General features: G+C 37.0%; 25 protein-coding genes and 1 pseudogene. 20 read left to right on the forward strand and 6 right to left on the reverse strand.

The genetic code is table 11. The annotated features are described in order from the left end of the window. Positions 1-17 precede the first annotated feature (17 nt). The gene (locus tag D9780_RS00200; RefSeq protein WP_121638839.1) at positions 18-1,100 is read left to right on the forward strand and encodes a glycosyltransferase family 4 protein; all 1,083 of its coding nucleotides are present in this window, start codon (positions 18-20) and stop codon (positions 1,098-1,100) included. Positions 1,101-1,154: 54 nt separating this feature from the next. On the opposite strand, the gene D9780_RS00205 is transcribed toward D9780_RS00200, so the two are convergent. The 3 genes from D9780_RS00205 to D9780_RS00215 all read right to left on the reverse strand — a co-directional run bounded on the left by D9780_RS00205 (position 1,155) and on the right by D9780_RS00215 (position 3,360). Beyond that, positions 1,155-2,228: an LCP family protein gene (locus D9780_RS00205; protein WP_121638840.1), complete on the reverse strand. Its 1,074-nt coding sequence runs from the start codon at positions 2,226-2,228 to the stop codon at positions 1,155-1,157. Positions 2,229-2,424: 196 nt separating this feature from the next. After that, positions 2,425-2,817, reverse strand: coding sequence for a glycerol-3-phosphate cytidylyltransferase (tagD, locus tag D9780_RS00210; protein WP_121638841.1), 393 nt, complete (start codon positions 2,815-2,817; stop codon positions 2,425-2,427). 339 nt (positions 2,818-3,156) lie between these two features. Then, the gene (locus D9780_RS00215) at positions 3,157-3,360 is read right to left on the reverse strand and encodes a hypothetical protein (RefSeq protein WP_121638842.1); all 204 of its coding nucleotides are present in this window, start codon (positions 3,358-3,360) and stop codon (positions 3,157-3,159) included. A 308-nt stretch (positions 3,361-3,668) separates the two neighbouring features. Between D9780_RS00215 and D9780_RS00220 the strand changes: the two genes are divergently transcribed. The 5 genes from D9780_RS00220 (at position 3,669) to D9780_RS00240 (ending at position 6,873) form a co-directional block, all read left to right on the forward strand. Then, positions 3,669-3,893 (forward strand): DUF1659 domain-containing protein, encoded by a 225-nt coding sequence (locus tag D9780_RS00220; protein WP_073009518.1) that lies wholly within the window; start codon positions 3,669-3,671, stop codon positions 3,891-3,893. A gap of 32 nt (positions 3,894-3,925) precedes the next feature. Continuing rightward, positions 3,926-4,141 (forward strand): DUF2922 domain-containing protein, encoded by a 216-nt coding sequence (locus tag D9780_RS00225; RefSeq protein ID WP_073009521.1) that lies wholly within the window; start codon positions 3,926-3,928, stop codon positions 4,139-4,141. Positions 4,142-4,565: 424 nt separating this feature from the next. After that, positions 4,566-4,703, forward strand: a complete 138-nt coding sequence (locus tag D9780_RS00230) for a YvrJ family protein (RefSeq protein ID WP_121638843.1) — start codon at positions 4,566-4,568, stop codon at positions 4,701-4,703. Positions 4,704-5,558: 855 nt separating this feature from the next. Continuing rightward, on the forward strand, positions 5,559-6,182 hold the full coding sequence (locus D9780_RS00235) for an NUDIX hydrolase (protein ID WP_121638844.1): 624 nt from the start codon (positions 5,559-5,561) through the stop codon (positions 6,180-6,182). A 220-nt stretch (positions 6,183-6,402) separates the two neighbouring features. Continuing rightward, entirely contained in the window at positions 6,403-6,873 is a 471-nt protein-coding gene (locus D9780_RS00240) for a UPF0158 family protein (RefSeq protein WP_073009530.1), read from the forward strand. Positions 6,874-7,397: 524 nt separating this feature from the next. Here the strand turns inward: D9780_RS00240 and D9780_RS00250 are convergent. Then, positions 7,398-7,753: pseudogene (locus D9780_RS00250) on the reverse strand (hypothetical protein). A 226-nt stretch (positions 7,754-7,979) separates the two neighbouring features. On the opposite strand from D9780_RS00250, the gene D9780_RS00255 reads away from it, so the two are divergent. Both D9780_RS00255 and D9780_RS00260 read left to right on the forward strand, forming a co-directional pair. Continuing rightward, on the forward strand, positions 7,980-8,921 hold the full coding sequence (locus D9780_RS00255; RefSeq protein ID WP_121638845.1) for a DMT family transporter: 942 nt from the start codon (positions 7,980-7,982) through the stop codon (positions 8,919-8,921). 502 nt (positions 8,922-9,423) lie between these two features. Continuing rightward, entirely contained in the window at positions 9,424-10,608 is a 1,185-nt protein-coding gene (locus D9780_RS00260; protein WP_121638846.1) for an ROK family transcriptional regulator, read from the forward strand. 196 nt (positions 10,609-10,804) lie between these two features. Here the strand turns inward: D9780_RS00260 and D9780_RS00265 are convergent, their stop codons facing one another. Further along, the gene (locus D9780_RS00265) at positions 10,805-11,404 is read right to left on the reverse strand and encodes an exodeoxyribonuclease VII large subunit (RefSeq protein WP_121638847.1); all 600 of its coding nucleotides are present in this window, start codon (positions 11,402-11,404) and stop codon (positions 10,805-10,807) included. A gap of 217 nt (positions 11,405-11,621) precedes the next feature. Here D9780_RS00265 and D9780_RS00270 point away from each other — a divergent pair, with 217 nt between their 5' ends. From D9780_RS00270 to D9780_RS00315, 10 genes are all read left to right on the forward strand, one after another. Then, positions 11,622-11,978 carry a hypothetical protein gene (locus tag D9780_RS00270; protein WP_121638848.1) on the forward strand — a complete coding sequence of 119 codons (357 nt, stop codon included), beginning with the start codon at positions 11,622-11,624 and terminating at the stop codon, positions 11,976-11,978. A gap of 134 nt (positions 11,979-12,112) precedes the next feature. Further along, positions 12,113-12,829, forward strand: a complete 717-nt coding sequence (locus D9780_RS00275) for a GntR family transcriptional regulator (protein WP_240458750.1) — start codon at positions 12,113-12,115, stop codon at positions 12,827-12,829. A gap of 94 nt (positions 12,830-12,923) precedes the next feature. Beyond that, positions 12,924-14,102, forward strand: coding sequence for an SIS domain-containing protein (locus D9780_RS00280; RefSeq protein ID WP_121638850.1), 1,179 nt, complete (start codon positions 12,924-12,926; stop codon positions 14,100-14,102). Between the two features lie 234 nt (positions 14,103-14,336). Then, positions 14,337-14,822 (forward strand): PTS N-acetylgalactosamine transporter subunit IIB, encoded by a 486-nt coding sequence (gene agaV, locus D9780_RS00285; protein WP_101932810.1) that lies wholly within the window; start codon positions 14,337-14,339, stop codon positions 14,820-14,822. A 26-nt stretch (positions 14,823-14,848) separates the two neighbouring features. Beyond that, the gene (gene agaW / locus D9780_RS00290) at positions 14,849-15,616 is read left to right on the forward strand and encodes a PTS N-acetylgalactosamine transporter subunit IIC (protein ID WP_121638851.1); all 768 of its coding nucleotides are present in this window, start codon (positions 14,849-14,851) and stop codon (positions 15,614-15,616) included. Further along, positions 15,606-16,427 (forward strand): PTS system mannose/fructose/sorbose family transporter subunit IID, encoded by an 822-nt coding sequence (locus D9780_RS00295; RefSeq protein ID WP_121638852.1) that lies wholly within the window; start codon positions 15,606-15,608, stop codon positions 16,425-16,427. The genes agaW and D9780_RS00295 overlap by 11 nt, the downstream gene beginning before the upstream one ends. A gap of 43 nt (positions 16,428-16,470) precedes the next feature. Further along, a complete protein-coding gene (locus D9780_RS00300) occupies positions 16,471-16,887 on the forward strand; it encodes a PTS sugar transporter subunit IIA (protein ID WP_121638853.1) in 417 nt (138 codons plus the stop codon). A gap of 128 nt (positions 16,888-17,015) precedes the next feature. Next, positions 17,016-18,173 (forward strand): N-acetylglucosamine-6-phosphate deacetylase, encoded by a 1,158-nt coding sequence (nagA, locus tag D9780_RS00305; RefSeq protein WP_121638854.1) that lies wholly within the window; start codon positions 17,016-17,018, stop codon positions 18,171-18,173. Positions 18,174-18,184: 11 nt separating this feature from the next. After that, positions 18,185-19,042 (forward strand): tagatose-bisphosphate aldolase subunit GatY, encoded by an 858-nt coding sequence (gene gatY, locus D9780_RS00310; protein WP_121638855.1) that lies wholly within the window; start codon positions 18,185-18,187, stop codon positions 19,040-19,042. Between the two features lie 281 nt (positions 19,043-19,323). Beyond that, positions 19,324-20,256, forward strand: coding sequence for a hexose kinase (locus D9780_RS00315; protein ID WP_121638856.1), 933 nt, complete (start codon positions 19,324-19,326; stop codon positions 20,254-20,256). A 690-nt stretch (positions 20,257-20,946) separates the two neighbouring features. Here D9780_RS00315 and D9780_RS00325 read toward each other — a convergent pair. Continuing rightward, entirely contained in the window at positions 20,947-22,437 is a 1,491-nt protein-coding gene (locus tag D9780_RS00325) for a BCCT family transporter (protein ID WP_240458751.1), read from the reverse strand. A gap of 473 nt (positions 22,438-22,910) precedes the next feature. Between D9780_RS00325 and D9780_RS00330 the strand changes: the two genes are divergently transcribed. Both D9780_RS00330 and pruA read left to right on the forward strand, forming a co-directional pair. Next, positions 22,911-23,954, forward strand: a complete 1,044-nt coding sequence (locus D9780_RS00330; protein ID WP_121638858.1) for an ornithine cyclodeaminase family protein — start codon at positions 22,911-22,913, stop codon at positions 23,952-23,954. A gap of 27 nt (positions 23,955-23,981) precedes the next feature. Then, on the forward strand, positions 23,982-25,529 hold the full coding sequence (pruA, locus tag D9780_RS00335) for an L-glutamate gamma-semialdehyde dehydrogenase (RefSeq protein ID WP_121638859.1): 1,548 nt from the start codon (positions 23,982-23,984) through the stop codon (positions 25,527-25,529). Positions 25,530-25,566 lie beyond the last annotated feature (37 nt).

The following is a 25,566-nucleotide window of genomic DNA, read 5'->3' on the forward strand; positions in this document are numbered from 1 at the left end:
AAATAGCAGGTGTCGATATGTGGAATATAAATGAATTAATTATTGCTTTTATCATATCATGTATAACGACTCTAATTGTCACACCGATAGTTATAAAAATAGTCTATAAGCTTAATGTAGTAGATAAGCCTGATAACTTTAGAAAAATGCATCACGGAATAAAACCTACAGCAGGTGGTTTGGCTATTATTATTGGTGCTAGTGCTGGCTACCTTTATTTGCAGCCTGTTTATGAACATATGCCAGCAATTATCCTTGGTGCAGCAATTATGATTATTACTGGATTACTAGATGATATTTTTAAATTAAAAGCATCACATAAGTTAATAGGGCAAGCAACTGCTAGTATTGTCGTTGTGTCGTCTGGACTAATTATTGAAAAATTAACTTTACCTTTTATGGGAACTGTTTATTTTGATGATTTTTTTGGCGTTTTCCTAACTATAATATGGATTTTAGCAGCCTCTAATGCCATTAATTTAATAGATGGTTTGGATGGATTAGCTGCAGGAGTTTCTGCTATTGGGCTTGCCAGTATCCTTGTTATAGCTGTTTTGGACGTACGCATTGTCGTTGCTTATTTAAGTATTATCTTGATAGGTAGCTGTGTCGGTTTTCTTTATTACAATTTCTATCCATCTAAGGTTTTTATGGGGGATACTGGTTCTCTATTTCTAGGATATTCAATCGCTATCGTATCGATGATGGGTCTATTTAAAAATGTTGCATTCTTTAGCTTTATTGTCCCAATTGTTGTCATTGCGATTCCTGTATTGGATACAACTATCGCAATAATTCGTCGCATCTATAATCATCAAAGTATTGCTTCGCCCGATAAAAAACATATTCATTATCAATTAATGAATATGGGGTATTCCCATCAGGCTACAGTACTTATTATATATGCTTTTAGTATTTTCTTCGGTTGTATGGCGATTATTGTTTCTAGTGCTACTTTGCTAACATCGTTATTTAGCATCTTGTTACTTATTATAGGGTTTCAACTTATCACTGAAATTGCTGGCATGACACTATACCAAAGAAAACCATTGTTAAACGGTTTTCGTAAATTAGTACACGTAAAAAGAGATAATTTTTAAACGTTAATAAAGAAAGAGAAGTTAACATCAATTGTAAACTTCTCTTTCGTTAATTTAATTAGTATTATAAGTATTTACTTCAGAGCTGTCTTGTTCTGCTTCATAGGTCGAATCAGAAGTATTAGAGCTACTTGACGAATCCGTTAAGTCGGTTTGTAATTCTAAATGGCTTTGTAGCATCGTTTTTGTTTCTGTAAGAGCTTGTTGGTCAAGTTGCCAATAGTATACATTAGCAGGTTGGTAATCAACTCCACTTAATGTTGAAGAGTCAATATCTATGTTTGACCCACTTGTTCCATAAGAAATAAAGCTTTTCATTTCACTAAATGTCATGTTTGTTGTCATGTTGTCGCCTATTGCTTCAATTACATCATCAAATTTCAATAATGCATTCACAGACGTAGCTTTTTTGACAATAGCTTTAATTAAATCTTGCTGACGTTTTCCACGTTCAATATCATTGTCTAGTTTGCGTGTACGAGCTAGTGCAAGTGCTTCCTCACCATTTAATTTTTGTTCACCAGGCATTAGATGAATTGCATCGCGTTTATCCATGGAGTTTGATTCTTTAAATTCATAAGGAACTTCAGCTGTTATTCCACCAAGAGCATCTACGACTTCCACAAATGCATGAAAGTTAACTTTAACATAATAATCGATAGGGACTTCAAGCAAATTTTCTACGGTTTCTATGGTTGCTTTAGGGCCACCTTTTGCATGGGCATGGTTGATTTTTGTTTCATATCCATAAGCTGGAACATATACATAAGAGTCTCTAGGGATGTTAACAAGTTTAACGCTCTTTTCGTCTTTATTCAATGTTGCTACCATTAAAGAATCTGTACGAGCATTACCAGTTCTGTGATCATTGTCATCTACTCCCATCATTAAAATGGAGACATTGTCGAACTTTGGATCCACCTTCTCTGCTCTTAGTTCTGATTTATCTCTGCCATCATCTTCATATGAATCTGTTAAGACTGAGTCAGCTTTAATGTATAAAGAGATTGCCCAACTCAATGCGCCTATAAAAACAATAAAAAGTGGTAATAGTATATAGGCTCTTTTACGAAGTTTGCGTTTTTTCTTTTTTTTCACTATTCGAGTATTTATATCATTATTTCCCATTACGCTTCTCCTTTTAATTAAAACCATTGCACGATTTGTGTAATTTACGCCCAAGGTTAAATTATATTAAGCCAATGTTAATTTTACTATGAAATGATGCATTCGTAAATTAAATATTTATTACAATCTTGTAAGAAAGGTAACAGAGCTAACTACCTAAACATGATGTGACTGGATAGTAATAGTAGAAGTTTAGCTATAAATGTCCGTTTAAATCATTCTTAATCTTTGAAGAAGAGATTCCCTCTGTTCTTGGTAAATATATAACTTTACAGTATTTATTTAAATAGTCAAATGAACCTTTCCAATCATCTCCCATAATAAAAATATCAATTTGATTGCTTTGAATATCATCTATTTTTTGATCCCAAGTAACTTCAGGTATTACTAAGTCGACATAACGGATTGCTTCAACAACTATTTTTCGATCTGTATAGGAGTGATATGCGCTCTTCCCTTTAGCATGATTAAATGCATCTGTTGATAAACCAACAATTAAAAAATCGCCATATTGCTTTGCCCGTTGTAGTATACGAATATGGCCAGGGTGTATAAGATCAAATGTACCATAAGTAATAACTTTCACCATAAGGGTTACCTCCGATTTAAAAATCTTCAAAATTAAGAAGGTAAACTGCTTTTAAAAGTAGTATTATCAAAAAAAAATATAATAGTTGAAGAAATCTAAATATAGCATATCATAAATTGACGAATAATTATAATACATGATGAAATTTTTTGTTGAAATAAATTGGAGATAGAAGAGTTTTTATAAAGGATATTGTGAGGAATACCCGTAAACCTTGTGGAAAATTCTAAGATATGGTTTGAAAACACGATACCAAAAGCAGATTTGTTATCTTTCTTTTCGCTATCGTGTTGTACGCTATTTTACTGATTCTAACGCTTCTTTGTATTTGTTATACTCCTATTCAGGTAGTTCACCATTAATTTGCACTAAAATATTATCTTTTGCCATTGTCCATGAAAATAACAAAGTGCTTTCTTCGGCCATGGAGTCGTAATATTCTTTTGTATCTTCTAAGTCTGTTCTATTTTCAAATTTCATAATTCTACCACCAGAATCTTCTCCAACAGATAGTGTAAAAAAATAAATGCCTTCTTTTGTCATCTCTCTTGGGTCTTTAACTTCTAAATCATTTTCTTCAAAAATGCTTTAACTACATCGTCTGCAGTTATCTCATTTTCTTTTTCATCATCGTTACTACAACCAGTAATAAATATGATAAATAAGACTATCATAGTGGCACCTAACAATTTGTCGTTACGTATATAAGTTATCCCCTTTTATAGTTATATTAAACTATTATAGTATAGCTTGAATATTGGTGGCATAGCACAAAATATGATAGTTTCATAGATGCATTTCACCACCTCCGAACTACTTCTTTCGATTATAGGTATGAAGGAGGTGATAACATGGCTATTGCAACTTTGATGGATTCGTCTCTTAGATTGGAATTTGACAATGGTATCGATGGAAATAGTGGGAAGCAACTCACAAAGGCTAAAAGCTTCAATAATGTGAAAACGACTGCCACGCCCGAGCAGCTATATACAGTTGCCCAAGCAATTGTTGGTTTACAACAGTTGTCATTGCTATCGATTGAGCGTAAGGATAGCTCAAACATTGTCGAGGAGTAATGAATAAAACGAAAAGGAAGGGAGGGAAAAAGATGAAGAAGCTGGAATTAAAATTTACGAACCAAGATGGTAAAACAGTCAATTATTCCATTGATAAACCAGTCGAGCCAGTTGATACTGCAACTGTTAACGCAGCTATGGATGAAATCTTGCAACAAAATGCTTTCACTTCTAGTGGAGGAGATTTAGTTGCCAAAAAAAGCGCAAGAATCGTGGAGAGAATTGTTGAAGAAGTAGAAATGCAATAACAATAAGCAAGGCATGTATGCGACCAGTAGTCATCTGCTGGTCGTTTGCTTTACATTTCAAGATTACCACATGACATGAAATAAACTATCGTTTTATTCTAAGGCGAGTCTGGATATAAGATGGTGTAAGAATCTTACTTTAAGAGTTGGAAGTGCGATTGCTGGGGGAGTCTCAGTGGCAAATAACATCACGTAAATTGCCGATGAATTTACGTAACAATCAGTGGAATAAGAGAAACATGCTAGTAAGTGAATTTTAATTTTATTTCAGGCGAGTGTTGTGAAAAAAATGTATAAACTACCCAGCTACCAATTTTTAGTAGTGGTTTTCCAGTATGAAACGTGTGCTGTTCATAACAGGGTATGTATATTAGCAAATATTTATTTAGAATAGACAGACTTTAGAAGGAAGGAGGCATGGCATATGGATATGTGGATTGCATTTATAACCGAAGTTGGGTTTCCAGTGGCAGTGACCTTTTATCTGCTTCATCGTATTGAAGGCAAGCTGAATGTTTTAATTGCAACCATTTATGATTTACCTGAAAAAATGAACCAATAGTTCAAAGGAGTTCGTTATACTGTTTGCATGATAGGAAAACAAAAATTCAAGGCTTATCGTATTAACATAAACTCTTTCGACATAAAGATTTGGCGATAAGCCAAGTTTTTCTACCATGCATGCAATAAACAAAGGGGGTCAACAAGTTGAGGGATTCGTAATTACAGATGGTTAATCGCACCAGTAAAAGTCCGTTTCCTACTAAGGCATTGCCTCATATCGAAGCTCCCCCACATCATTTCATTCCACGTTTCGTTCATAACTATTTGTCTTTTTTAAGCCCTGTTTTTTCAATTTCCCGGGAAATATCGACATATTTACAATACCATGTAATAAACAACTACTTATAAATGGAAGAAAAAGGATTGAGATTTAAACAAAGTGAAGTGTGTTATGTTACAGGGTTCTTGTTATAAGCGCATCCTCATAAATGGTCCATATAGTTTTCGCAAAGCTTGTGACGATATAGTGAAATAGCATTATTGGAAAACAAATAGATTATATTCATTGCTGAATCGTGTGTCCATATACGATCATCATTTAGCTAGAAGAAGTGGATTTTTTATTCTATGAATCATAGTTTGAACGAAGGGATTTACGGTTAACCAATATGAGTCATGCACAATACATAAAGGTATAGTAAAATGTGGAAGTTCATCGTATAATTTTCGACATCAACATGGACAATAAGTAAGATTTGCTAATCGCTTTAGAATGGTTCTTTTAGAGGATCTTTCGCTTTGTTAATAATAAGGAAAGCTCTGAGGGTCATTCTACCTAATCGTTTTGGTTTCATTTCAACTTAATTACAAGTGTTATATAATAAGTATAGGTAGCGTGGTTAGGGGTGACATAATGAACACAGCGGAAGTTATTGAACGATTGCAACATCGAAAACCGACCATCTTAGGGAGGGAGCATTTTCGTGAATATGCAGTGCTTATCCCACTAATAGAAGTAAATAATGAAACCCATTTGCTTTTTGAGGTCCGGTCGAAGCATATGCGAAGCCAACCAGGAGATGTTTGTTTTCCAGGTGGGAGAGTAGAACCAAGTGACAAAGATGAGTTGCATTGTGCCTTACGGGAAACATCGGAAGAATTGGGGATAGAGCAAACGCAAATTCGTAATGTAATTCCATTAGACTATATTGTATCTGATTTTGGAAGGATTGTATTTCCTTTTACGGGAACGGTTGAGAATACAGAAAACATTCATCCTAACCCTGGAGAGGTAGAAGAACTATTTTCCGTACCTTTACGTTTTTTCCTTGATACGAAGCCAAAAGCTTATCAAGTGAGTTTTAAAGTGATACCGGAAGCGGATTTTCCTTATCATGATATTCAGGGGGGAAGAGATTACAATTGGAGCACACCGAAAATGGAGGAATTATTTTACTATTACGAGGATAGAGTGGTTTGGGGGCTAACCGCAAAAATTATTGCTCATTTTGTAGCATTATTACAAAATGGTTCTTAAATATAACGTGTTGCCTCGATTTGCGTGAGATCCTTTATTGACGAAAGAAATTCATTTTAAATTTTTTTGATGGGGAAATATGTAGATTTCAAGCATTTATAGTAGATGTAAAACGATGGCGTTTTTCGTCATAAAAATGTGACGATAAGACACATGAGGCTGTAACGGGTGAAGAACCCACAAGAGAGAAAAATTATTTTATAGAATAGAGGGAATAAGGATGAGCCAAGCTCTAAAACTATCCGAATTAATCGACGAGATGGATATGCAATTTGATGATTCCAATGTATTTGTGAATAAGGAAACAGGGGAAATCGTGTACATCATGAGAGAGTTTTTAAGTATGGCAGAAGATGGCGAAAAGGGTGATCATTTACCATCGTGGGAACAAAAACAGTTGAAATTGGCAGAAGATATTGTTTTTTCTTTTGAGAAATATCAAACCATTCCAAGTAAATATGATATGGATGAATACGACATTATGGAAGATTTTTGTCTAGCAGTAAAAAATGAGCGACACCAACAGCAATTGTTAACAGCGATACGAGGAAAGGGTGCTTTTCGTAGATTTAAAGATAAAATAATCGCATTAGACCTAGAGGACGATTGGTATGATTATCATCATAACCGTTTAAAGGAAATCGCGATTGATTTTTGTCATAGACATGAAATAAAATATGAAGATAAATAAGTACTGTAGATAAAATTATCTAGTAAGATTACTTCAAAAATGAAGGTCCTTAAAATATTTTTAGTAGGACATTATGGTCCCAATTGCTCATGTTACGAAATGGGTAACGTTTGCGATACTTAATAACTAGTATTAGATTTTACCACCTATCTTCAGGAGACAACCAATGATGCTTGAAACCTTAAGGCATCATTGGTATTTAAAATTTTATGGATTAAACGACGGTGCTCCATCGACGATAGCCAATTTTTCTACATGTAGCCTTTTAACCCTTTATCCCAAAGGAAAAAGTAGTTGTTTGATGATACATTTCATTCGGCTCTAACATAATACTTGGCAAATGATTGTAACGAAGTACAGCTGGAGAACCCTGTGTCTCAAACACACTCCTTGGTAACGAGAAAATGTTGTTTGTATTTGTTTACACGTTACCACCAATCAACCTGACATGGTGCTGGTAAGATTGAAAATGAAGCGCAGGTGCGTTTGTAATAGGGCCTCCCTGTTGGAATGAGGTCTTTATTTCATTCCAAGCAAATATCGCTCCTCATTTTAGCATAATGTTGCTTCACTGTTTCTCCTTTACTTCCTCGCAAATTAAAGTAACTATGATTCGTTAAGGCGATAGGAGTTGCTTGATCCGTTGTTGTCGTATAATCGTAAATGTATTTTCATTTGTCAAAATATAGCTGATCGTCACTTCCACATTGCCAGGATAACCAATATCTCCATCAGGTCTATGGTTTTCAGAATAGCACGAATATCCTTTTTCTATTTGCTCTGTAGTAACATGCCAGAGCACATGGCTAAAGCTGTTTATACCACCGTGTAAATGATGATGCCTCTCATTTTTAATTACAAAGTGCCTTTTTCCTTTCACTAAAAATAGGCCCCTTGTTGAATTTTGGTGATATAGTTTATTTACATTAGTTAATTATTTTAATTAACTAACTACAAAACGATATGTTTGACAATAGGTCTGTATGTTTAAATAATAGAGTATTGTACCTTCACATTTTAAATTCAATATTTTCGCGGAATGCAGATGATGAAATGCGTTTTCATAAAGAATACTAGAAAATGGATCATAGAGGAGATGACATAAAGTGAATCGTGTTTTTGAGAAAAAATGGATTGTGGTGGGCATTGCTATTTTTTGTTCCATCTTATGGGGCAGTGCTTTTCCTGTTTTGAAAGTAAGCTATGATGAGTTACAAATGGCAGCAGATGATACCATTGCTAAGATTGTGTTTGCAGGAATGCGTTTTTTACTAGCAGGTTTAATCATATTAATTGGTCTCTTCCTTGTAGATCGAAAGCGATTAATGGTAACGAAAAGGCAAATGCTGTTTTTGACAATATTTGGTGTTATCCAAACAGGACTGCAATACTTCTTTTTTTATAACGGGTTAGCGAAAGTTTCTGGAATGGAAGGGGCGATCTTAGTTTCAAGCGGTACATTTTTTACCGTTATATTAGCTCACTTTTTCTATAGCAATGATCGGATGAATTGGAAAAAAGGGATTGGCTTAGCGGCTGGTTTTGCTGGAATTATTGTTGCTAATTGGGGGCAAGAGTTCCAACTTAGCTTCCATTTTACAGGAGAGGGCTATATGATTTTAGCGGCATTAACAGGGGCGATTGGTACAATAATGGCAAAAGAGTTAGCCGTTGGTATTCATCCCTTTGCCATAACAGGCTGGCAATTGTCAATTGGTGCTAGCCTGATGTTGATCTTTGGAGTACCACAGCTAGAAAGTGGAGCGATGACTTTCACGCCTTTAGGGTTTTGGTTGTTCGTATATTCTGCTGTATTGTCTGCGGCTGCCTTTGCTTTGTGGTACTCAATCTTAAAGTATAATAAAGCTGGCGAAATAAGCATGTTTAAATTTATTACTCCTGTATCTGGAGCCATTTTATCAGCTATCTTTATTCCAGCGGAGACATTAGATGTATATGTTATTGCAGCTTTAGGGTTAGTGGCAATAGGAATTGTTGCTGTCAATTATAAAGGAAAAAGTAGTGCTAAGCAAAGGTTATCCAAATGATAGGCAATTGAAGTAGGTGAGGCTTTATCTTTTGCAAAGCGTGTATAGGTTGTTAACAGATACGTCAGGCTTGGGGGCTGTCAAGTCTTTTCTTTTTACACTATAAGAAGGTATAAAGTTTTAAGGCTTATAGTAATAAGAAAAGCCACAGTTTCCGCTATAATGGTTTGGCGTTAAGCCAAATTTTTCTAACAGTATAGGAAAATATAATTTTATAAGGGCTATCGTATAAGAAACCGCCTCGTCTCGCATTAGGAGAACTACCATCTATTATGAAATATAGGTACAAAGCCCAAATGCGGTGTTCCATACGCTGCTAGGAAAACATCAGAAATATTTTCCAATAAGCCAAGCCTTTTTCATCTAACAATGGGAATGGTATAATAATTCACAGTAGATTCAAAAAGTCTGATATTTTTTTGCGCTATTCAAATAAAACGACGACGTTTTTCTCAAGAGATAAGTTGCACACAAATATTTTGCTATCATTTTGGAGGTTGCTATGCAACGAGGAACATTTCAGTTAATGAAATCAGTAAATAAATCAATTATTTTAAATAAAATTAGGACGTGCGAGCCTATTTCTAGGGCACAAATAGCTAAGGAAACAGAGCTGACTCCCCCTACAGTAAGCAGTATTGTTAAAGAATTACTAGAGCAAGGTATGGTTTATGAACAGAAAAAGGCTACCTCAATGGGTGGGAGAAGACCTACGATGCTTTATATTAATAAAACAGCCTATTATTTGGTGGGAGTGGATGCTGGTCCGGAGACGATGAATGCAATTGTTACTAATTTGGGTGGTACAATTTTAGGACGTATATCATATGTGTTAAACAATCCGATTACAGAGGCCTCCTTTCTAGATGTTATGAAACAGAGTATTAACGAGGTGGTACGTCATGCGAATGTGAAAATGGAAGAAATTATGGGTATTGGTGTAGCGATGCATGGTGTTGTCGAAGTAGCTACAGGGAAATCTTTATATGCCCCCAATTTAAAATTAACGGATATTCCGATAAAAGAAGCGTTAGAACAAGAGTTTCGTGTGACGGTAAAAGTGGAAAACGATGCGCGTGCAATGGCTCTAGGTGAAGCATGGTTTGGTGGTCATGGTAACTTAGGTAGTATGGTGACTGTTAACTTAGGGCGAGGCGTGGGCGCTGGGATTGTAACAGATGGAAAATTGTTTCATGGTGCAAAAGATATTGCTGGTGAAATAGGTCATATGACGATCGACATTAACGGAGAAATTTGCGAGTGTGGAAATCGCGGCTGCTTGCAAACTTTTGCTACGGGTCCAGCAATTGTAAGATGCGCACAGCGAAAATTAGCTGAACGAGAAGCGGAGCATTCTTTTAAGCTCACTGCAGAGAGTGTATTTGAGCTCGCAAAAGCTGGAAATACGCTGTATGTAGATGTATTAGAAGAAACAGGCTTTGCTATAGGTATTGGCTTAACCAATGTGATACATATTGTTAACCCAGAAAAGATTGTGTTAGGTGGAGGGGTTATGAAAAGTGAGGAATTCCTTTTACCTATTATTAAAAAGACAGTCAACAACAATGCTTTGACAGAAGGGGCAAAAAATACAGAAGTGAAGGTAACGAAACTTGGGAAAGATGCTACTGTGTTGGGTGCTGTAGCGTTGCTTTTGGTGGAAATATTTGATTCTGTTTTAGGCTAGGAAACAGACATGGCTTGTATGAAGAAAGCAACGTATCGTGTTGTGCCAAGTACTGTATATAATCTCTAATAAATATGTACATCCCCTTTTACAATTGAAAAGGGGATGTCATGTAATAATAGGATAATTAGTCTTGGGGACTTTGTTGAAGAGAAAAACAGAGGGTTAACAAGAAAAAAATAAAGCAAGTCTATCGTTAAGTCGAGCTTGCTTGTTTTAGCATATAAATGTCCTTTTTATTTGTCCATACATCTTCTCTCAGTACAGCAAAATTTACATGCATGTTGCTGATTTCTTTCTTCACATAACCAAACTCTTTTGCATTTTCTATACGCATTCCGTCTATCTCTGCTTTTAAATATTCTTGCCCGGAGCGTAGTGCGGTTAAGATGTCTTTATGTTCATCCAATCTTTGTTCAATAGTTGCAATTCTTTGCCCTTGTTCATCAAGTTTGTGTTCGATAGTTGCAATTCTTTGTCCTTGTTCATCAAGTTTGTGTTCGATAGTTGCAATTCTTTGTCCTTGTTCATCAAGTCTTTGTTCTTGCTCAGTAAATCGTGATTCCAGATTATCGAAACGTTGTTCAAGGTTATCAAAACGCGACTCCAGATTATCAAAACGTTGTTCAAGGTTATCAAAATGCGATTCCAAATTATCAAATCGTTGCTCAAGGTTATCAAAACGCTTCTCGAGGTTATCGAAGCGTGTTTCAAGAGAACCAACTCGTTCCCCTTGTTCTTGTATGCTTGTAGAGATTTGTTCCAGCATCGTAATGATCTTTTCTTCCATTTGCATGTTTATAATCCCTCCTCTCTAAAATATAATACGATTATATCATATAGGGAGGAAAGTTGTAGAATGAAATAGCAATTTGCGCAAAGCTATCAATTTTTCTAAGGGGTGTTGAAACATTTCCATGGATGGAAGATTCGCTTTATTATATAGTATACTTTAATGATGTAAATAAACGTAATGCTATTAAATGTGGTCATTTGTAAAAAGGGGGGGTAACATGAGTAAACAAAAAATTGAAAAAAGCGTTCGCTATTATGCGGCACAATTAGTGCAAGAAAAAGGATACATTAGTCCGCTAGATGTATTAATAAAAATGGAAAGAATTACTCCGAAGCAAGTGGAAGATTGGAGGCGTAAAAGGGTTTCCTACTTAGAGCGAATGATACTTGGTAACCTATCCAAACTGCAATTTATCTTGCAAACGTTAAGAAAGTTTGCCCGAGAACAGGATTTAAAGCCTTCTGAAACGGTATATAAATCTTGGGGAAAAGGAGCAAAACAACAGTTACGATTTTCGAAGTCAGGAAGTCCTTATGTGGAAAAGCTGTATGCAACGCATTATGTGAAAAAATAGATATGTATCTGTATTATACTAGTGGCAACTATGTACATTTTATTCGTATAAAAGCCTTTACATTATGTAAAGTTTATTTTATACTAAAATCAACAACTGGTTATAACCACATAGAGAGGAGGGCATTTAAAGTCTTGGACAAAAGTAGTAAGGTGCCTTTATATTTACAACTTATGAACGAAATCATTGAGAAAATCGAACAAGAGACGTATGAAGAACATGATAAATTACCTTCTGAGCGTGAACTGTGTGATATGTATAAATTAAGTAGGATTACGGTTAGGCAGGCGCTGCAAGAGTTAGAAAGAGAAGGTTATATTTATAAGTTACATGGAAAAGGAACATTTGTATCGGCTAGCTCCATTGAACAAAATTTAGTTAAATTGTACAGCTTTACAGAAGAAATGAAAAAAGTGGGAAAGACGCCGATGACCAAGGTTTTATCTTTTAAAGAGATAGCCATTGATACTAGGATAGCAAATAAAATGGGGTTAGAACCGTTGGATGAAGTATTTGAGGTCGTACGTTTACGACTTGCAGATGAACAACCACTTATGTATGAAACATCCTATCTACCAAAGAAGTGGTTTCCATATTTAACAAAAGAAAAATTGATGGAAAAGCCTATGTATGATATTTTTTCACATGATTATCAGGTCCATGTTACGAGAGCAATTGAACGTTTTTCAGCAACCCAATTACGGGAAACAGAAGCTGGTTATTTAAATGCTCCAACCCAGCAACCAGCTATGTTAATTAAACGATTTGCCTATCATCACGAGCAACTGATTGAGTATACCATTAGCGTAGCACGAGGCGATAAATTTGATTATACAGTAGAACTAACGTAAAAAACCTCTATTGAGTTCATATTATACTTAATAGAGCTATTTCATAACACAACTGGTTATGACAACATAACCAGATGAATGAAGGAGGAGCATCATGTTTGGCTTAACTCAGAAAGAATTAGAAAAAGGCAAGGCAGGTCATACGGCTCAAGAAATTTATCAGCAGCCTAAAGTTTGGAATAAAGCATTACACATATTTGCAGAGAGAAAGGAGGAAATTCACAACTTTTTACATGCTATATATAGTAAGCATGAGAAAGTGCGAGTAATTTTAACTGGTGCCGGAACGTCAGCGTTTGCTGGTGACATATTAGTTCCTGAATTACAAAAACAAGATCAGGGAAAGGTGCAATTTGAAGCAATTGCAACAACAGATCTCGTTTCTAATCCGACTAACTATCTCTTCAAGAAAGTACCAACCATTTTGGTATCGTTCGCAAGATCAGGGAATAGTCCGGAGAGTTTGGCTGCGGTTAAGTTGGCAACAGATAGGATCGACCATTTTTATCAAGTAAATATTACATGTAATCCAGAAGGGAAGCTGGCAGGCAACACAAAAGATGATAAGAACAGCATAACGATTCTTACACCGGAAGAAGCGCATGATCAAGGGTTTGCTATGACAAGCAGCTTTACGAGTATGATGGTCATTTGTTATTTGGCTTTTTCTAAAGATACTAATGCAGGTGAGAAGCTACAGACGGTTATTACTAATGGAGAGAAATTTATTGAAAGCGTTGTGAATACGGTAGATGCGGTGTTAGAGCATAGTATGGACAGGATTGTTTATTTAGGCTCTGGTTCGCTTGGGAAATTTGCTCATGAAGCAGCTTTAAAAATGCTTGAGCTGTCAGCAGGTAAAGTGGTAGCTGTTCACGAGTCTTCGTTAGGATTCCGTCACGGACCGAAATCTATTTTGAATGACAAATCCATCGTCGTACTGTTTATGTCTCAAGATGCTTATACACAAAAATATGATTTGGATATATTAAAAGAGTTATCCGGAGAACCAAAGGACATTAAAACGGTTGCGCTTACTGAAATGGATAATGAAGAAGTAAGTCAATATGCAAACTGGACAGTGTCTGTTAATAATAGCAAGCAGTCACTAGAAAATGATTTCTACCTATCTTTACTATACGTCGTATTTGCACAAGTTTTAGCACTGAAAAAATCGATTCAATTAGGAATTACGCCAGATAACCCAAGCCCAGACGGATCCGTCAATCGCGTAGTGCAAGGCGTAACGATTTATCCTATGTCATTCGCATAGTGAAAGGCTGGTTACGTGTAAATAAATATCGGCTACAGCAATAGATGCCTATTTTTGAAGGGTTTTACTTTATGGTAAGAAATGAGGTTGGGACGTAAGTGAAAGTACGTGTTTTAAAATGTATTACTGCATCCTAAAAGCAATTAAATTGTTATAGCAGTGCATTTCTACAGTAATTGAAATAAAAATCTTATTTCTCAACCTTTATTTAAACAAATCGAAAGGATGAAAAAAATGACTACAAAACCAAATATTTTGTTAACAAGAATTGATAATCGCTTAATACATGGCCAGGTGGGAGTTACTTGGGTTAACCATTTAGGAGCAAATCTAGTCGTAGTTGCCAATGATAAAGTTTCACAAGACGAAGTGCAACAGAGTTTGATGGATATGGTGTTGCCAGATGTTATTCAGGCAAGGTACTTTTCTATTCAAAAAACCATTGATGTGATCCATAAGGCTTCACCAAGGCAAAAGATATTTCTCGTCGTTAAAGATGTTCATGATGCACTAGCTTTAAAAGAAGGCGGTGTACCAATAGACCATATCAATATAGGTAATATGCATTATGCAGAAGGGAAAAAGCAAATTTCTTCTACTGTCTCTGTTGATGAAAAAGATATTGAAGCATTTAATAAGCTGCATGATATGGGGGTAACGCTTGATTTAAGAGGAGTTCCAAACGAAAAAGGGCAAGACATTATGGATCTTCTTAAATAACTTACGCTACAAAGGAGGAATCAAACATGTTAATGGAAGCGGTTTTAATTGCTATTTGGGCAGGTATTATTGGGATTGATTTATATGTAGGTTTAACCCACATGCACCGTCCTGTTGTTACCGGTTTAGTTGTCGGTTTAATTTTAGGTGATGTAACTACTGGTTTAATTGTCGGGGGTACGTTGGAATTAATTTGGATGGGAATGGTTCCGCTTGCAGGAGCCCAACCTCCAAATGTAGTTATTGGAGGAGTTATTGGTACAGCCTTTGGTGTGATAGCTGGTCAAGATCCACAAGTGGCTGTGGGGGTAGCAATACCATTTGCTGTCGCGGTACAAGGATTAATTACATTATTTTTCACATTATTTGCCCCTGTCATGCATAAAGCAGATCAATTTGCTTTAGATGCAAATACAAAAGGGATAGACAGGATAAATTATTTAGGTATTGCCATTCTATTTTCTTTTAATGCACTGATCGCATTTTTACCAATTTATTTCGGAGCAGAACAAGCAGCTGCCTTTGTTGAAACTGTCCCCCAATGGATTATAGATGGCCTATCCATTGCAGGAGGAATTATGCCAGCTATTGGTTTTGCAATGTTACTGAGAATTATGATGAAAGTAGAGTATATTATGTTCTTTATCGTAGGATTTATTCTTGCGGCATATTTAGAATTACCAATATTAGCAATCGCTTTAATTGGTTTAGCGATAGCGCTATATGATTTTTATCAAAATAAAAATAAACAAGGTCCTGCGCCTAAAGAGGAGGAGATTACGGATGGCATCTAATAGTTATCATTATGAAGATACAACTTCTGCTCCGGATTTACAAACGAAGGAACTTAGAAAATTAGCATGGAGATCTTTATTATTACAAGCTTCATTTAACTATGAGCGTATGCAAGCAGCAGGTTGGCTTTACTCTATATTACCAGGCTTAAAATCGATTCATAAAAACAAAAAAGATTTAAGTAAATCGATGAAAGACCATATGGAATTCTTTAATACGCATCCATTTCTTGTCACTTTTATTATGGGTATTATTTTAGCAATGGAGCAAAAGAAGGAAGATAGAGAAGCTATTCGTGGAATTAAAGTGGCAACGATGGGACCTTTAGGTGGTATAGGGGATGCGTTATTCTATCTTACATTATTACCTATTACAGCGAGTATCGGTGCTTCTCTGGCGGTAAATGGTAATATTTTTGGCCCCTTTGTGTTTCTAATCATGTTCAATATCATCCATTTTGGAGTTAGATTCGGTTTAATGAACTATGGCTACAAAACAGGAGTAAAAGCAATTGCAAAATTGAAAGAAGGAACACAGCATGTTTCACGTGCGGCCTCTATTGTCGGATTAACCGTTGTTGGAGGATTAATAGCTACGTACGTTTCATTTAAAATTGACTACACGTGGACACAAGGTGAATCTGAATTAAATGTTCAAACAGATATATTAGATCAAATCATGCCTGCTCTTTTACCTTTAGCCTATACACTACTCGTTTATTGGCTGCTTAAAAAAGGTCGTTCACCGCTTACTTTAATTGGATTAACCGTCGTTGTAGGGCTTATCGGATCTTATTTTGGAGTTATGTAGGTAAGGAAATAAATGAAAATGGAAGTCGGGAAGGGTGCATACAATGATTGGGATTATAATAACTGGACATGGTTCGTATCCTGAGGGGATGTATGAATCTATTCGTTTGATTGCAGGAGATGTAGAAGGGTTAAAAACAGTCCCTTTTCATGAAAGTCAAGAACAATTGGAGCATGATTTAATAGCAGCAATGGCTGAGGTTGAATATGGAAGTGGTGTTGTTTGTTTTGCGGATTTAGCGGGAGGCACACCTTTTAACGTAAGTTCTAAAATTGCTGCATCAAAAGGTAATGTAAGGGTAATTGGCGGAACCAATTCGCCAATGCTATTAAGCAGTTTATTCCAAAGGGAACAAAACCTAGATGATTTCGTACAACATGCTTTATATGAAGGACAAACAAACATTAAATCGTTTGAAATCGCGAAAAAGAACAAAGAAGAGGATTTGGACGGCATATAAAGCTTTTACACGATACGGTTTATTGCATAAGTAAAACAACAACGTTTTTCGCACAAAGCTATATCAATAAACCGAATTTTTCTAAAATAGCCTGTTCATTCGTACCCAATTTAAAGGAAGTGTAAGGAATGCAATATTATATAAAGGCAGATCAATTTTTATTAGAAGATAGGTTGGAAGGTCCAGGTTATCTTGCTATTGATCATGGACGTTTTGGCGAATGGAAGAAAAGCCTTACTACACAAGCTAATATCGTGGATTGGAGCGGTTATACCATCGCCCCTGGGTTATTTGATACACATATTCATGGTGTCAATGGCTATGACATTATGGATGGGACCAAAGAAGCTGTGCAGCAAATTTCAGAAGCTTTGTTGCCGCTTGGGGTAACGCGGTTTCTACCAACGACATTAACGTCCTCTTCCGAAAACTTGGAACAATCTATAGCAGCGATTGTGGAGGCGACGGAGGAAGGGCTGTCTGGAGCGCAGTCAGAGGGGATTTATTTAGAAGGCCCTTTTTTTACAGAAAAGCATAAAGGGGCACAAAATCCTATCTATTTTCGTGATCCTGACTTAGAACTGTTTACAAAATGGCAACAGCTTGCGGGTGGTTCTATCGTGAAAATTGCGCTAGCACCAGAACGGAAAGGATCTAAAGAATTTATTACTGCATTAACGGAAGCAAATGTAAAAGTAAGCCTTGGCCACAGCAATGCAGATTATGACTGCTGTAAAACTGCTATTGAAGCAGGGGCAAATACATTTGTGCATCTATTTAACGGGATGGCTGGATTTCATCATCGGAATCCGGGAGTAGCTGGATCAGCCTTAATGGCTAAACAAGCTTTTGTTGAATTAATTTGTGATGGGCATCATGTACATCCTGATGTCGCAGCTTTTACGTGGCGAGTGAAAGGCGATCGTACTGTTCTAATTACGGACTGCATGCGTGCAGGGCTTATGCCAGATGGAAGTTATCAGTTAGGCGAATTCCCTGTTGTAATGCGAAATGGGATTGCGCGGACAGAAACCGGTTCTTTAGCTGGAAGTACGTTAATTTTAAAAGATGCGATTAAAAACTTGAGTCAATGGTCTGATCGCACATGGGATGAAGCTTGGCATTTAGCTAGTCTAAGTCCCGCTCATAGCTTAGGTCGTGAACAAGAACTAGGAAGCATACGTCCAGGAAAATATGCCGATTATGTAGTCATAGATGAGCAGTGCCATATTCAAGCTACTGTCATTAGTGGCGAAATTAAATATCAAAAAAACAACGAGAAGTGAGGAGTTTTACGATGGGATATGTCCAAAACACAAAAGAAATGCTTATCAAAGCGAGAAATGAAGGGTATGCCGTACCAGCCTTTAATATTCATAATTTAGAAACGATCCAAACAGTTGTAGAAACAGCAGCAGAAATGAAGTCCCCTGTCATTTTGGCAGCGACACCTGGAACGATGAAATACGCTGGTAGAGCATATGTACAAGCTATCGCAGAAGTAGCAGCCAAGCTGCATGATATTCCAATTGCCTTACACCTTGATCATCATGAAACATATGAATCTATTGTGGAATCTCTTGAATTAGGAACCAAATCGGTGATGATTGATGGTTCGCATCATACATTTGAAGAAAATATTGCTATTACAAAAAAAGTAGTCGAAAAAGCACATGCTTATGGAGCAACAGTAGAAGGAGAATTAGGTAAATTAGTAGGGCAGGAAGATGATCTAGTAGTTGAAGCGAAAGATGCGGCATATACGGACCCAGGTACCGTAGTGGAATTTATCGAAAGAACCGGTGTCGATTCTTTAGCAGTAGCAATTGGTACAGGGCATGGCTTGTATGAAACCGAACCGCAACTTGATTTTGAACGGCTTGAAAAAATTAACGATGTAGCGACAGTACCAATCGTTCTCCACGGGGCCTCTGGAATATCAAAAGCAGATGTACAAAAGTGTATTGCTTTAGGATGTGCGAAGGTCAATATTTCTACAGAACTTAAGATTCCGTTTTCAGAAGGACTTCGTGAGCATTTAATCGAGCACTCAAATGAAACAGATCCAAGGAAGTATATGACGCCAGCTAAAGAAAAAATGAAGGCAGCAGTAAAAGATAAAATAGAAATTTGTATGAGTGCAGGCAAAGCATAAAAGGAAGCAATAGAGGTAAGAGGACTTATGCTCTTGCCTCTAATTTCTGTAGATGGACTGGTTGGGTCTATTATGGAAACGATCTTAAACGAAGAACAGCTTTTGTAGCATTTTTCATGAGGTATAAAAGTAAAATATCCTTAGACTTATTGTATAAGAAAAATGATAGCGTCTTTCGCCATAAAGGGATTAGTCCGTTTCTCTACAAAACATACTGATTCGAGTTAGGCTAAGTGTTAAAGATATGCATTGATAAAAGATCCTAATGAGGAGGAATAAATTTGATTTTGACGATTACCTTAAATCCGTCCGTAGATATTCAATATCGCTTATCAGATTTTAACATAGATACACTAAATCGCGTTACAGATGTTAGAAAAACAGCTGGTGGAAAAGGACTCAACGTAGCAAGGGTTATTCGTCAGCTTGATGAGAAGGTTAGTGCTACAGGTTTTCTTGGTGGTAGTTTAGGAGATTTTATTAACAGCGAACTAAAACGATTAAACATTGAAAATGGATTTATGCTAATTACAGGGGATACGAGAAATTGTATTGCAATAATTCATAATGGAGAACAAACAGAACTATTAGAGGATGGTCCAGTTATTCAGCAAGAAGAAGCTAGTCAATTTTTACGTCAATTTCGTGAGCAAGCGAAACAAGCAAATTGGATAACCATTTCTGGTAGTCTACCAAAAGGGTTACAGAAAAATTACTATGAGCAAATGTTGGCTATCGCAAATGAAGTTGGCATTCCGGTGTTATTAGATACCAAAGGTGATTTATTAGCACGTTCGTTGCAAGGGGATACAGTCCCTTATTTGATTAAGCCAAACCAAGATGAGCTAGCTGACCTGCTTGGAGAAGAAAAGCTAGATATAGAAGATGTGAGAGTAGCTATTCAGTCAGCATTATTTGATGGAGTTGACTGGGTTGTTATTACGATGGGAGAACAAGGAGCGGTTGTAAAACATAAAGATAAGGTATATCGCGTACATTCTCCGAATATTAATGCTGCTAATCCAGTTGGTTCCGGTGATTCTGTCATAGCCGGCTTTGCCACCGGATTATCTAGACAACTTTCAGGTGAAAAACTGATTAAATTCGGTTTAGCTATGGGTGTATTAAACGCAATGGAAGAGCAGACAGGATATGTTGATATAACGAAAGTTTCTTGGTGCATGGAGCAGATGAAAGTAGAGGAATGGGTTTAAATGCAATGTGCATATAAGCATGTATCAACTCCCGCTTCCGAGCGGGAGTCGCTCTTGCTCGTCGAAAGCTCGCTCGCCTCCGCGTAAAACTCGCTCCCGTCCGTCGTAAATACGCTCATCTCCGCGCGGAACTCGCTCCCGTCCGTCGTAAATACGCTCATCTCCGCGCGGAACTCGCTCCCGTCCGTCGTAAATACGCTCATCTCCACGCGAAGATCGCTCCCGTCCGTCGCAAATTCGCTCGTCTAGTGCGGAACTCGCTCCCGTCTGTCGTAAATTGGTTCATCCCCGCGCGGAACTCGCTCCCGTCCGTCGTAAATACGCTCATCTCCGCGCGGAACTCGCTCCCGTCCGTCGTAAATACGCTCATCTCCACGCGAAGATCGCTCCCGTCCGTCGCAAATTCGCTCGTCTAGTGCGGAACTCGCTCCCGTCTGTCGTAAATTGGTTCATCCCCGCGTGGGAGTCGCTCCCGTCCGTCGTAAATACGCTCATCTAGTGCGGAACTCGCTCCCGCCCGTCGTAAATTCGCTCATCCCCGCGCGGAACTCGCTCCCGTCCGTCGTAAATACGCTCATCCCCGCGTGGAGCTCGCTCCCGTTCGTCGCAAATTCGCTCATCTAGTGCGGAATTCGCTCCTGCCCGTCAGAAAATCACTCGCTCTCACGCAGAACTCGCTCTTGTTCCCAGTTACTTTACTTTAAATTCACTTTTTAATGATTTTATAATGCTGTAACAAATAAACAACATAATAAAGGTAAAAGGTGAAGCTACTACAATGGAGATTGTTTTTACGGCATCTAATCCACCAGCTAATAAAAATACGATAGCAGATCCAGATGAAATAATTCCCCATGTCATTTTAATTCGATTAGATGGATTTAAATTTCCTTTATCACTTAGCATGCCAAGTACAAAAGTTGCTGAATCAGCAGAAGTAATAAAAAATGAAAAAATAAGTATAAGTGCTAACACGCTTAAAATAGAACCTAATGGAATTTCATTAAAAAAAGCAAATAGAGCCGCATTTACGTCAGCATTAATATTATCTGCTAAGGCAGTATTTTGAAACTCATGAATCAAGTGAATGGCGCTTCCTCCGAGTATCGAGAACCAGACGAAAGAAATTAAAGATGGAACGACTAATACACCGATGACGAACTCTTTAATCGTTCTTCCTTTAGAAATTCTAGCAATAAATGAACCAACAAAAGGTGCCCAGGTTGTCCACCATGCCCAATAAAATACCGTCCATGAGCCAATCCAATTATTTGCTTCTTGGTCAAATGGCTCCATTTTTAGCCCCATTGGAACGATGTTACCAAGATAATTTCCTGTAGAACTAATAAAAATTTCCAAAATTTGTTTTGTCGGACCGATGAGAAGAACGGAAAGCATCAAAGTAAATAATAGAATGACATTTAAACTAGATATATATTTGATGCCGCGATTCACGCCAGTCGAGGAAGAAATTAAGAAAATAATGGTTGCAAAACTAATAATCATGAGTTGTGTACTAAATGTATTTTCAATGCCCCATCGTGCTTCCATGCCACTAGCTATTTGTAATGTACTTAAACCAAACGTACTAGAAATGCCTACTGCTGTAATAAAAACCGACAGTATATCAATTGTTTTTCCTAAGTTCGTAAGAATTTTGTCGCCTAAAATAGGATGGAAAATAGAACTGATTGCTGAAGGTAACCCTTTTCGAAAATGAAAATAAGCTAAGCTTAATGCTACGATTCCAAAGAGAGCCCATGGGTGCAACCCCCAATGAAAAAATGTATATGTCATTGCATTATTTGCAGATTCTATCGTTCCACCTTCCCCATACGGGGGAAATAAATAATGCTTTACTGGCTCTGCTACTCCCCAAAATACAAGTCCTACCCCCATTCCCGCACTAAAAAGCATCGAAATCCAAGCGGTAGTACTAAAGTCTGGTTTATCTGTATCTTTTCCCAGTTTGATATTTCCGTATTTTGAAAAAATTAAAAAGCCGCATATGATAACAAACGAAGATCCAACGAGCAAATAAAACCAATTAAAATAAGTGACTGCAAAATCTAAGAAGATTGCCGCTTTTTCTCCTAACCATTGATTAAATACAACACCTACAACTACAAATAAACTACTTAACGCTAACGAAATCCATAAAACAATATTACGTTTCCACAAAAAATATCACACCTTCATTTCTTCTAGAATAGAGGCTTAAATCCAATAGCATTAAAAATAAGCTAACCTTTATACCAGATAAAAGTTGCTGTAAGACTGTCCACTTTAAAGAAATGGAAATCTTGACCTGGACGAGTCTATGAGGGAGGTAACAGCACCTCAATCCGCATAATAATCAGTGGAAATTAAAGAAACGCCGCTAATGGAAGGCTCATTTTATACGAATGTATGCGCTAACCTCTTTGACATTCTTCATTATAGCACGATGATTTGTACGTAAAAAGGCTAATTAGCTATTTTTAACAGGAAAAGTTGTTGTACGTCCCCGTTTCGTTTATACTTATTATTTTTTATAATAAAAGAAATTATTATTTATTACAAAATATTTAGACAATATATTGACATTATATTGTAATCGTGATTATAATGTAATCAAATTAATAATCATGATCAAAAAGAATGGGGGATTATAGGTGAGTGGTTCAAACAAAGAGGTGAATGTTTTGTGGTTATCTCAAGAAGAGTGTATTCAAGGTGGAGCAAAAGATATGGATATGATTCTTGAATATGTGGAAAAAGTAAATCTTTGGCTAGCAGAAGGTAAAGTTGTCGAACCGGAATTGTTGCATTTGTTGTGGGAACAAGGCAATTATTCAGGGAAAAGGATAGGTGTTCATGCTGCTTTAATTCGCTCTGAAGAGATGCAGTTAGCAGCTGTGAAAGGAATTCCCAGTAACCCTATGAATCCAATGAAACGGAAAACACCAAGATCGAATGGTATTATTATTCTTTATCATGAAGAGACAGGATACCCTTTTGCCGTAATGGATGACACTATTGTAAGCGCTTTAAGAACGGGGGCATCTAGTGCTCTGGGGGCAAAGTTCTGTGCTAGGCCTGACTCAGAAACACTTGGTTTAGTAGGGTGTGGTGTAATACAAAATGCTCATATAGAAGCTACAAGTAAAGTGATGAAACACATAAAGCAAGTTCGATTATACGATGTTAACGAGGAACGGGCAGAAAAATTTGCAGCAAATTGGAGTCATTTAGGGTATTCTTTTCATATTTGTAAAGAAGTAGAAGAAACTGTTGCTCAATCAGATATTGTATATACGGCAACGAATGTAAATGTCGGAGAAGAGTATATTCCCAAAGAATGGATCAAAAAGGGGTCCTTTCATTCTGGTGTCTCTATGTGGGATCATACAGACGATGCTATTTTGGAAGGTTTTAATAAATATTGCATGGATTATAAATTGCGTTTACAGGACGAAAAATATCCATTGTCCGAACTTACTAAGGCTGGTAAGTTACATGCAGATGACATTAAAGAATTAGGAGGAGTCATCAAAGGGAGCACGCTTTGTAGAGAAAGTGATGATGATCGTATATTCTTTGTTACATTAGGCATTTGTGCAACAGATACTGCAAATAGTTATAAAATTTATCAAAATGCGTGTGCTCAAGGTATTGGCACGGAAGTGAAGCTATGGTCAGAACCTGCCATGTTTTAAGAAGAGAAGGGAGGAGAACGATTCGTTATGTCAATTTCGCTATTTTCCAATGAGTCACCTATCATTTGGAAGGATGAAGAAAAGCAGCAGGAGCTAAAAGAAGCATTATACGCTGTTAAACAAAAATTCGGGCAACAATATCCTTTGCGGATAGCCGGTGAGAAAATATTTACAGAAGATCAACTTATTTCTTATAATCCCGCATCTTTTAATGAAGTTATTGGGTTTGTAAGTAAGGCTGGTAAAAAGAATATAGATGAGGCAATGGATAATGCAAGAAGTACGTTTGCATATTGGAATTTATTAACCTCTCAAGAAAGAGCTCGTTACCTATTGAAAGCTGCTGCATTAATGAGAAGAAGAAAAATGGAGTGGATTGCTTGGCAAATATATGAAGCCGGGAAAAACTGGGAAGAAGCAGATGGAGAAATAATGGAAGCAATTGATTTTTTAGAAATGTATGCGAGAAAAGCTATGGAATTGGACCAAGGGGAAACGCTTTTTGCCGAACCAGGTATGGAAAATGTATTACAATATAAGCCACTTGGAGTAGGTGCTATTATATCTCCGTGGAATTTCCCATTAGCGATCGTAACAGGCATGACTGTAGCAGCAATTGTAACAGGTAATGTCGTGCTATTAAAGCCTTCTTCTTTAACACCTGTTATCGCTGCTAAATTTGTAGAGTTGATGGAGGAAGCTGGTGTCCCACAAGGCGTTATCCAGTTTGTTCCTGGAAATGCTGCAGAAATTGGTGATTATATGGTAGGGCATAAGGATGTGAATTTTATTTCTTTTACAGGGTCTAAGGAAGCCGGTTTGCAGATAGATGAAATAGCACATAGAGGATTATCAGAACAGCGGTGGATGAAACGGGTAGTAGCAGAAATGGGCGGTAAAAATGGAATTATTGTGGATGAATTTGCAGACTTACATGCTGCGGTAGATGGCGTCATTATTTCGGCATTCGGTTATCAAGGTCAAAAATGTTCTGCTTGTTCAAGGGTAATTGTACATGAAAAGGTATATGATCGTTTTATTGAACAGTTAGTTCGAAAAGCAAAGCGCTTACGTGTTGGATCAGGAGAACATAATAACGACATTGGCCCTGTTATTAATAATAAGGCATTTGATAAGGTAAGGAATTATATAGAAATTGGAAAGCAGGAAGGGCGCCTGGTTTTAGGAGGAGAGAGCGATCGGCAACAAGGGTATTACGTTCATCCAACGATATTTACAGAAGTTAACCCACAGGCGCGCATTATGCAAGAAGAAATTTTTGGCCCCGTTTTAGCCGTATGCCAAGTCAAAGATTTTTACGAAGGAATAAACGTTTATAATAATACTGCATATGGATTGACTGGTTCGGTTTATTCTAATAAAAGAGAACATTTAGCGTTTGCGCGTGAACATATGGAGTGTGGCAATTTGTTTTTTAATGGAAAATGCACAGGTGCTGTTGTTGGTATGCAGCCGTTTGGGGGGTATTATATGTCTGGAAGCGGATCTAAAACGGGAGTGAAGGAATATTTACTCAATTTTGTTTTAACGAAAACTATCTCTGAAAATTATTAACTAAGCAATCAACAAGCTTTCTAGAAAAAGGGTTCTA

The sequence above is a fragment of the Virgibacillus sp. Bac330 genome, from assembly GCF_003667845.1.
GTDB classification, from domain to species: Bacteria; Bacillota; Bacilli; order Bacillales; family Amphibacillaceae; genus Virgibacillus; species Virgibacillus chiguensis.

What these genes read in the sequence shown, in the direction of transcription:
- D9780_RS00200 (WP_121638839.1), top strand. Translation starts at nt 18, where the DNA reads ATGTGGAATATAAATGAATTAATTATTGCTTTTATCATATCATGTATA.
- D9780_RS00205 (WP_121638840.1), bottom strand. Translation starts at nt 2,228, where the DNA reads ATGGGAAATAATGATATAAATACTCGAATAGTGAAAAAAAAGAAAAAA.
- tagD (WP_121638841.1), bottom strand. Translation starts at nt 2,817, where the DNA reads ATGGTGAAAGTTATTACTTATGGTACATTTGATCTTATACACCCTGGC.
- D9780_RS00215 (WP_121638842.1), bottom strand. Translation starts at nt 3,360, where the DNA reads ATGACAAAAGAAGGCATTTATTTTTTTACACTATCTGTTGGAGAAGAT.
- D9780_RS00220 (WP_073009518.1), top strand. Translation starts at nt 3,669, where the DNA reads ATGGCTATTGCAACTTTGATGGATTCGTCTCTTAGATTGGAATTTGAC.
- D9780_RS00225 (WP_073009521.1), top strand. Translation starts at nt 3,926, where the DNA reads ATGAAGAAGCTGGAATTAAAATTTACGAACCAAGATGGTAAAACAGTC.
- D9780_RS00230 (WP_121638843.1), top strand. Translation starts at nt 4,566, where the DNA reads ATGGATATGTGGATTGCATTTATAACCGAAGTTGGGTTTCCAGTGGCA.
- D9780_RS00235 (WP_121638844.1), top strand. Translation starts at nt 5,559, where the DNA reads ATGAACACAGCGGAAGTTATTGAACGATTGCAACATCGAAAACCGACC.
- D9780_RS00240 (WP_073009530.1), top strand. Translation starts at nt 6,403, where the DNA reads ATGAGCCAAGCTCTAAAACTATCCGAATTAATCGACGAGATGGATATG.
- D9780_RS00260 (WP_121638846.1), top strand. Translation starts at nt 9,424, where the DNA reads ATGCAACGAGGAACATTTCAGTTAATGAAATCAGTAAATAAATCAATT.
- D9780_RS00265 (WP_121638847.1), bottom strand. Translation starts at nt 11,404, where the DNA reads ATGCAAATGGAAGAAAAGATCATTACGATGCTGGAACAAATCTCTACA.
- D9780_RS00270 (WP_121638848.1), top strand. Translation starts at nt 11,622, where the DNA reads ATGAGTAAACAAAAAATTGAAAAAAGCGTTCGCTATTATGCGGCACAA.
- D9780_RS00280 (WP_121638850.1), top strand. Translation starts at nt 12,924, where the DNA reads ATGTTTGGCTTAACTCAGAAAGAATTAGAAAAAGGCAAGGCAGGTCAT.
- agaV (WP_101932810.1), top strand. Translation starts at nt 14,337, where the DNA reads ATGACTACAAAACCAAATATTTTGTTAACAAGAATTGATAATCGCTTA.
- agaW (WP_121638851.1), top strand. Translation starts at nt 14,849, where the DNA reads ATGTTAATGGAAGCGGTTTTAATTGCTATTTGGGCAGGTATTATTGGG.
- D9780_RS00295 (WP_121638852.1), top strand. Translation starts at nt 15,606, where the DNA reads ATGGCATCTAATAGTTATCATTATGAAGATACAACTTCTGCTCCGGAT.
- D9780_RS00300 (WP_121638853.1), top strand. Translation starts at nt 16,471, where the DNA reads ATGATTGGGATTATAATAACTGGACATGGTTCGTATCCTGAGGGGATG.
- nagA (WP_121638854.1), top strand. Translation starts at nt 17,016, where the DNA reads ATGCAATATTATATAAAGGCAGATCAATTTTTATTAGAAGATAGGTTG.
- gatY (WP_121638855.1), top strand. Translation starts at nt 18,185, where the DNA reads ATGGGATATGTCCAAAACACAAAAGAAATGCTTATCAAAGCGAGAAAT.
- pruA (WP_121638859.1), top strand. Translation starts at nt 23,982, where the DNA reads ATGTCAATTTCGCTATTTTCCAATGAGTCACCTATCATTTGGAAGGAT.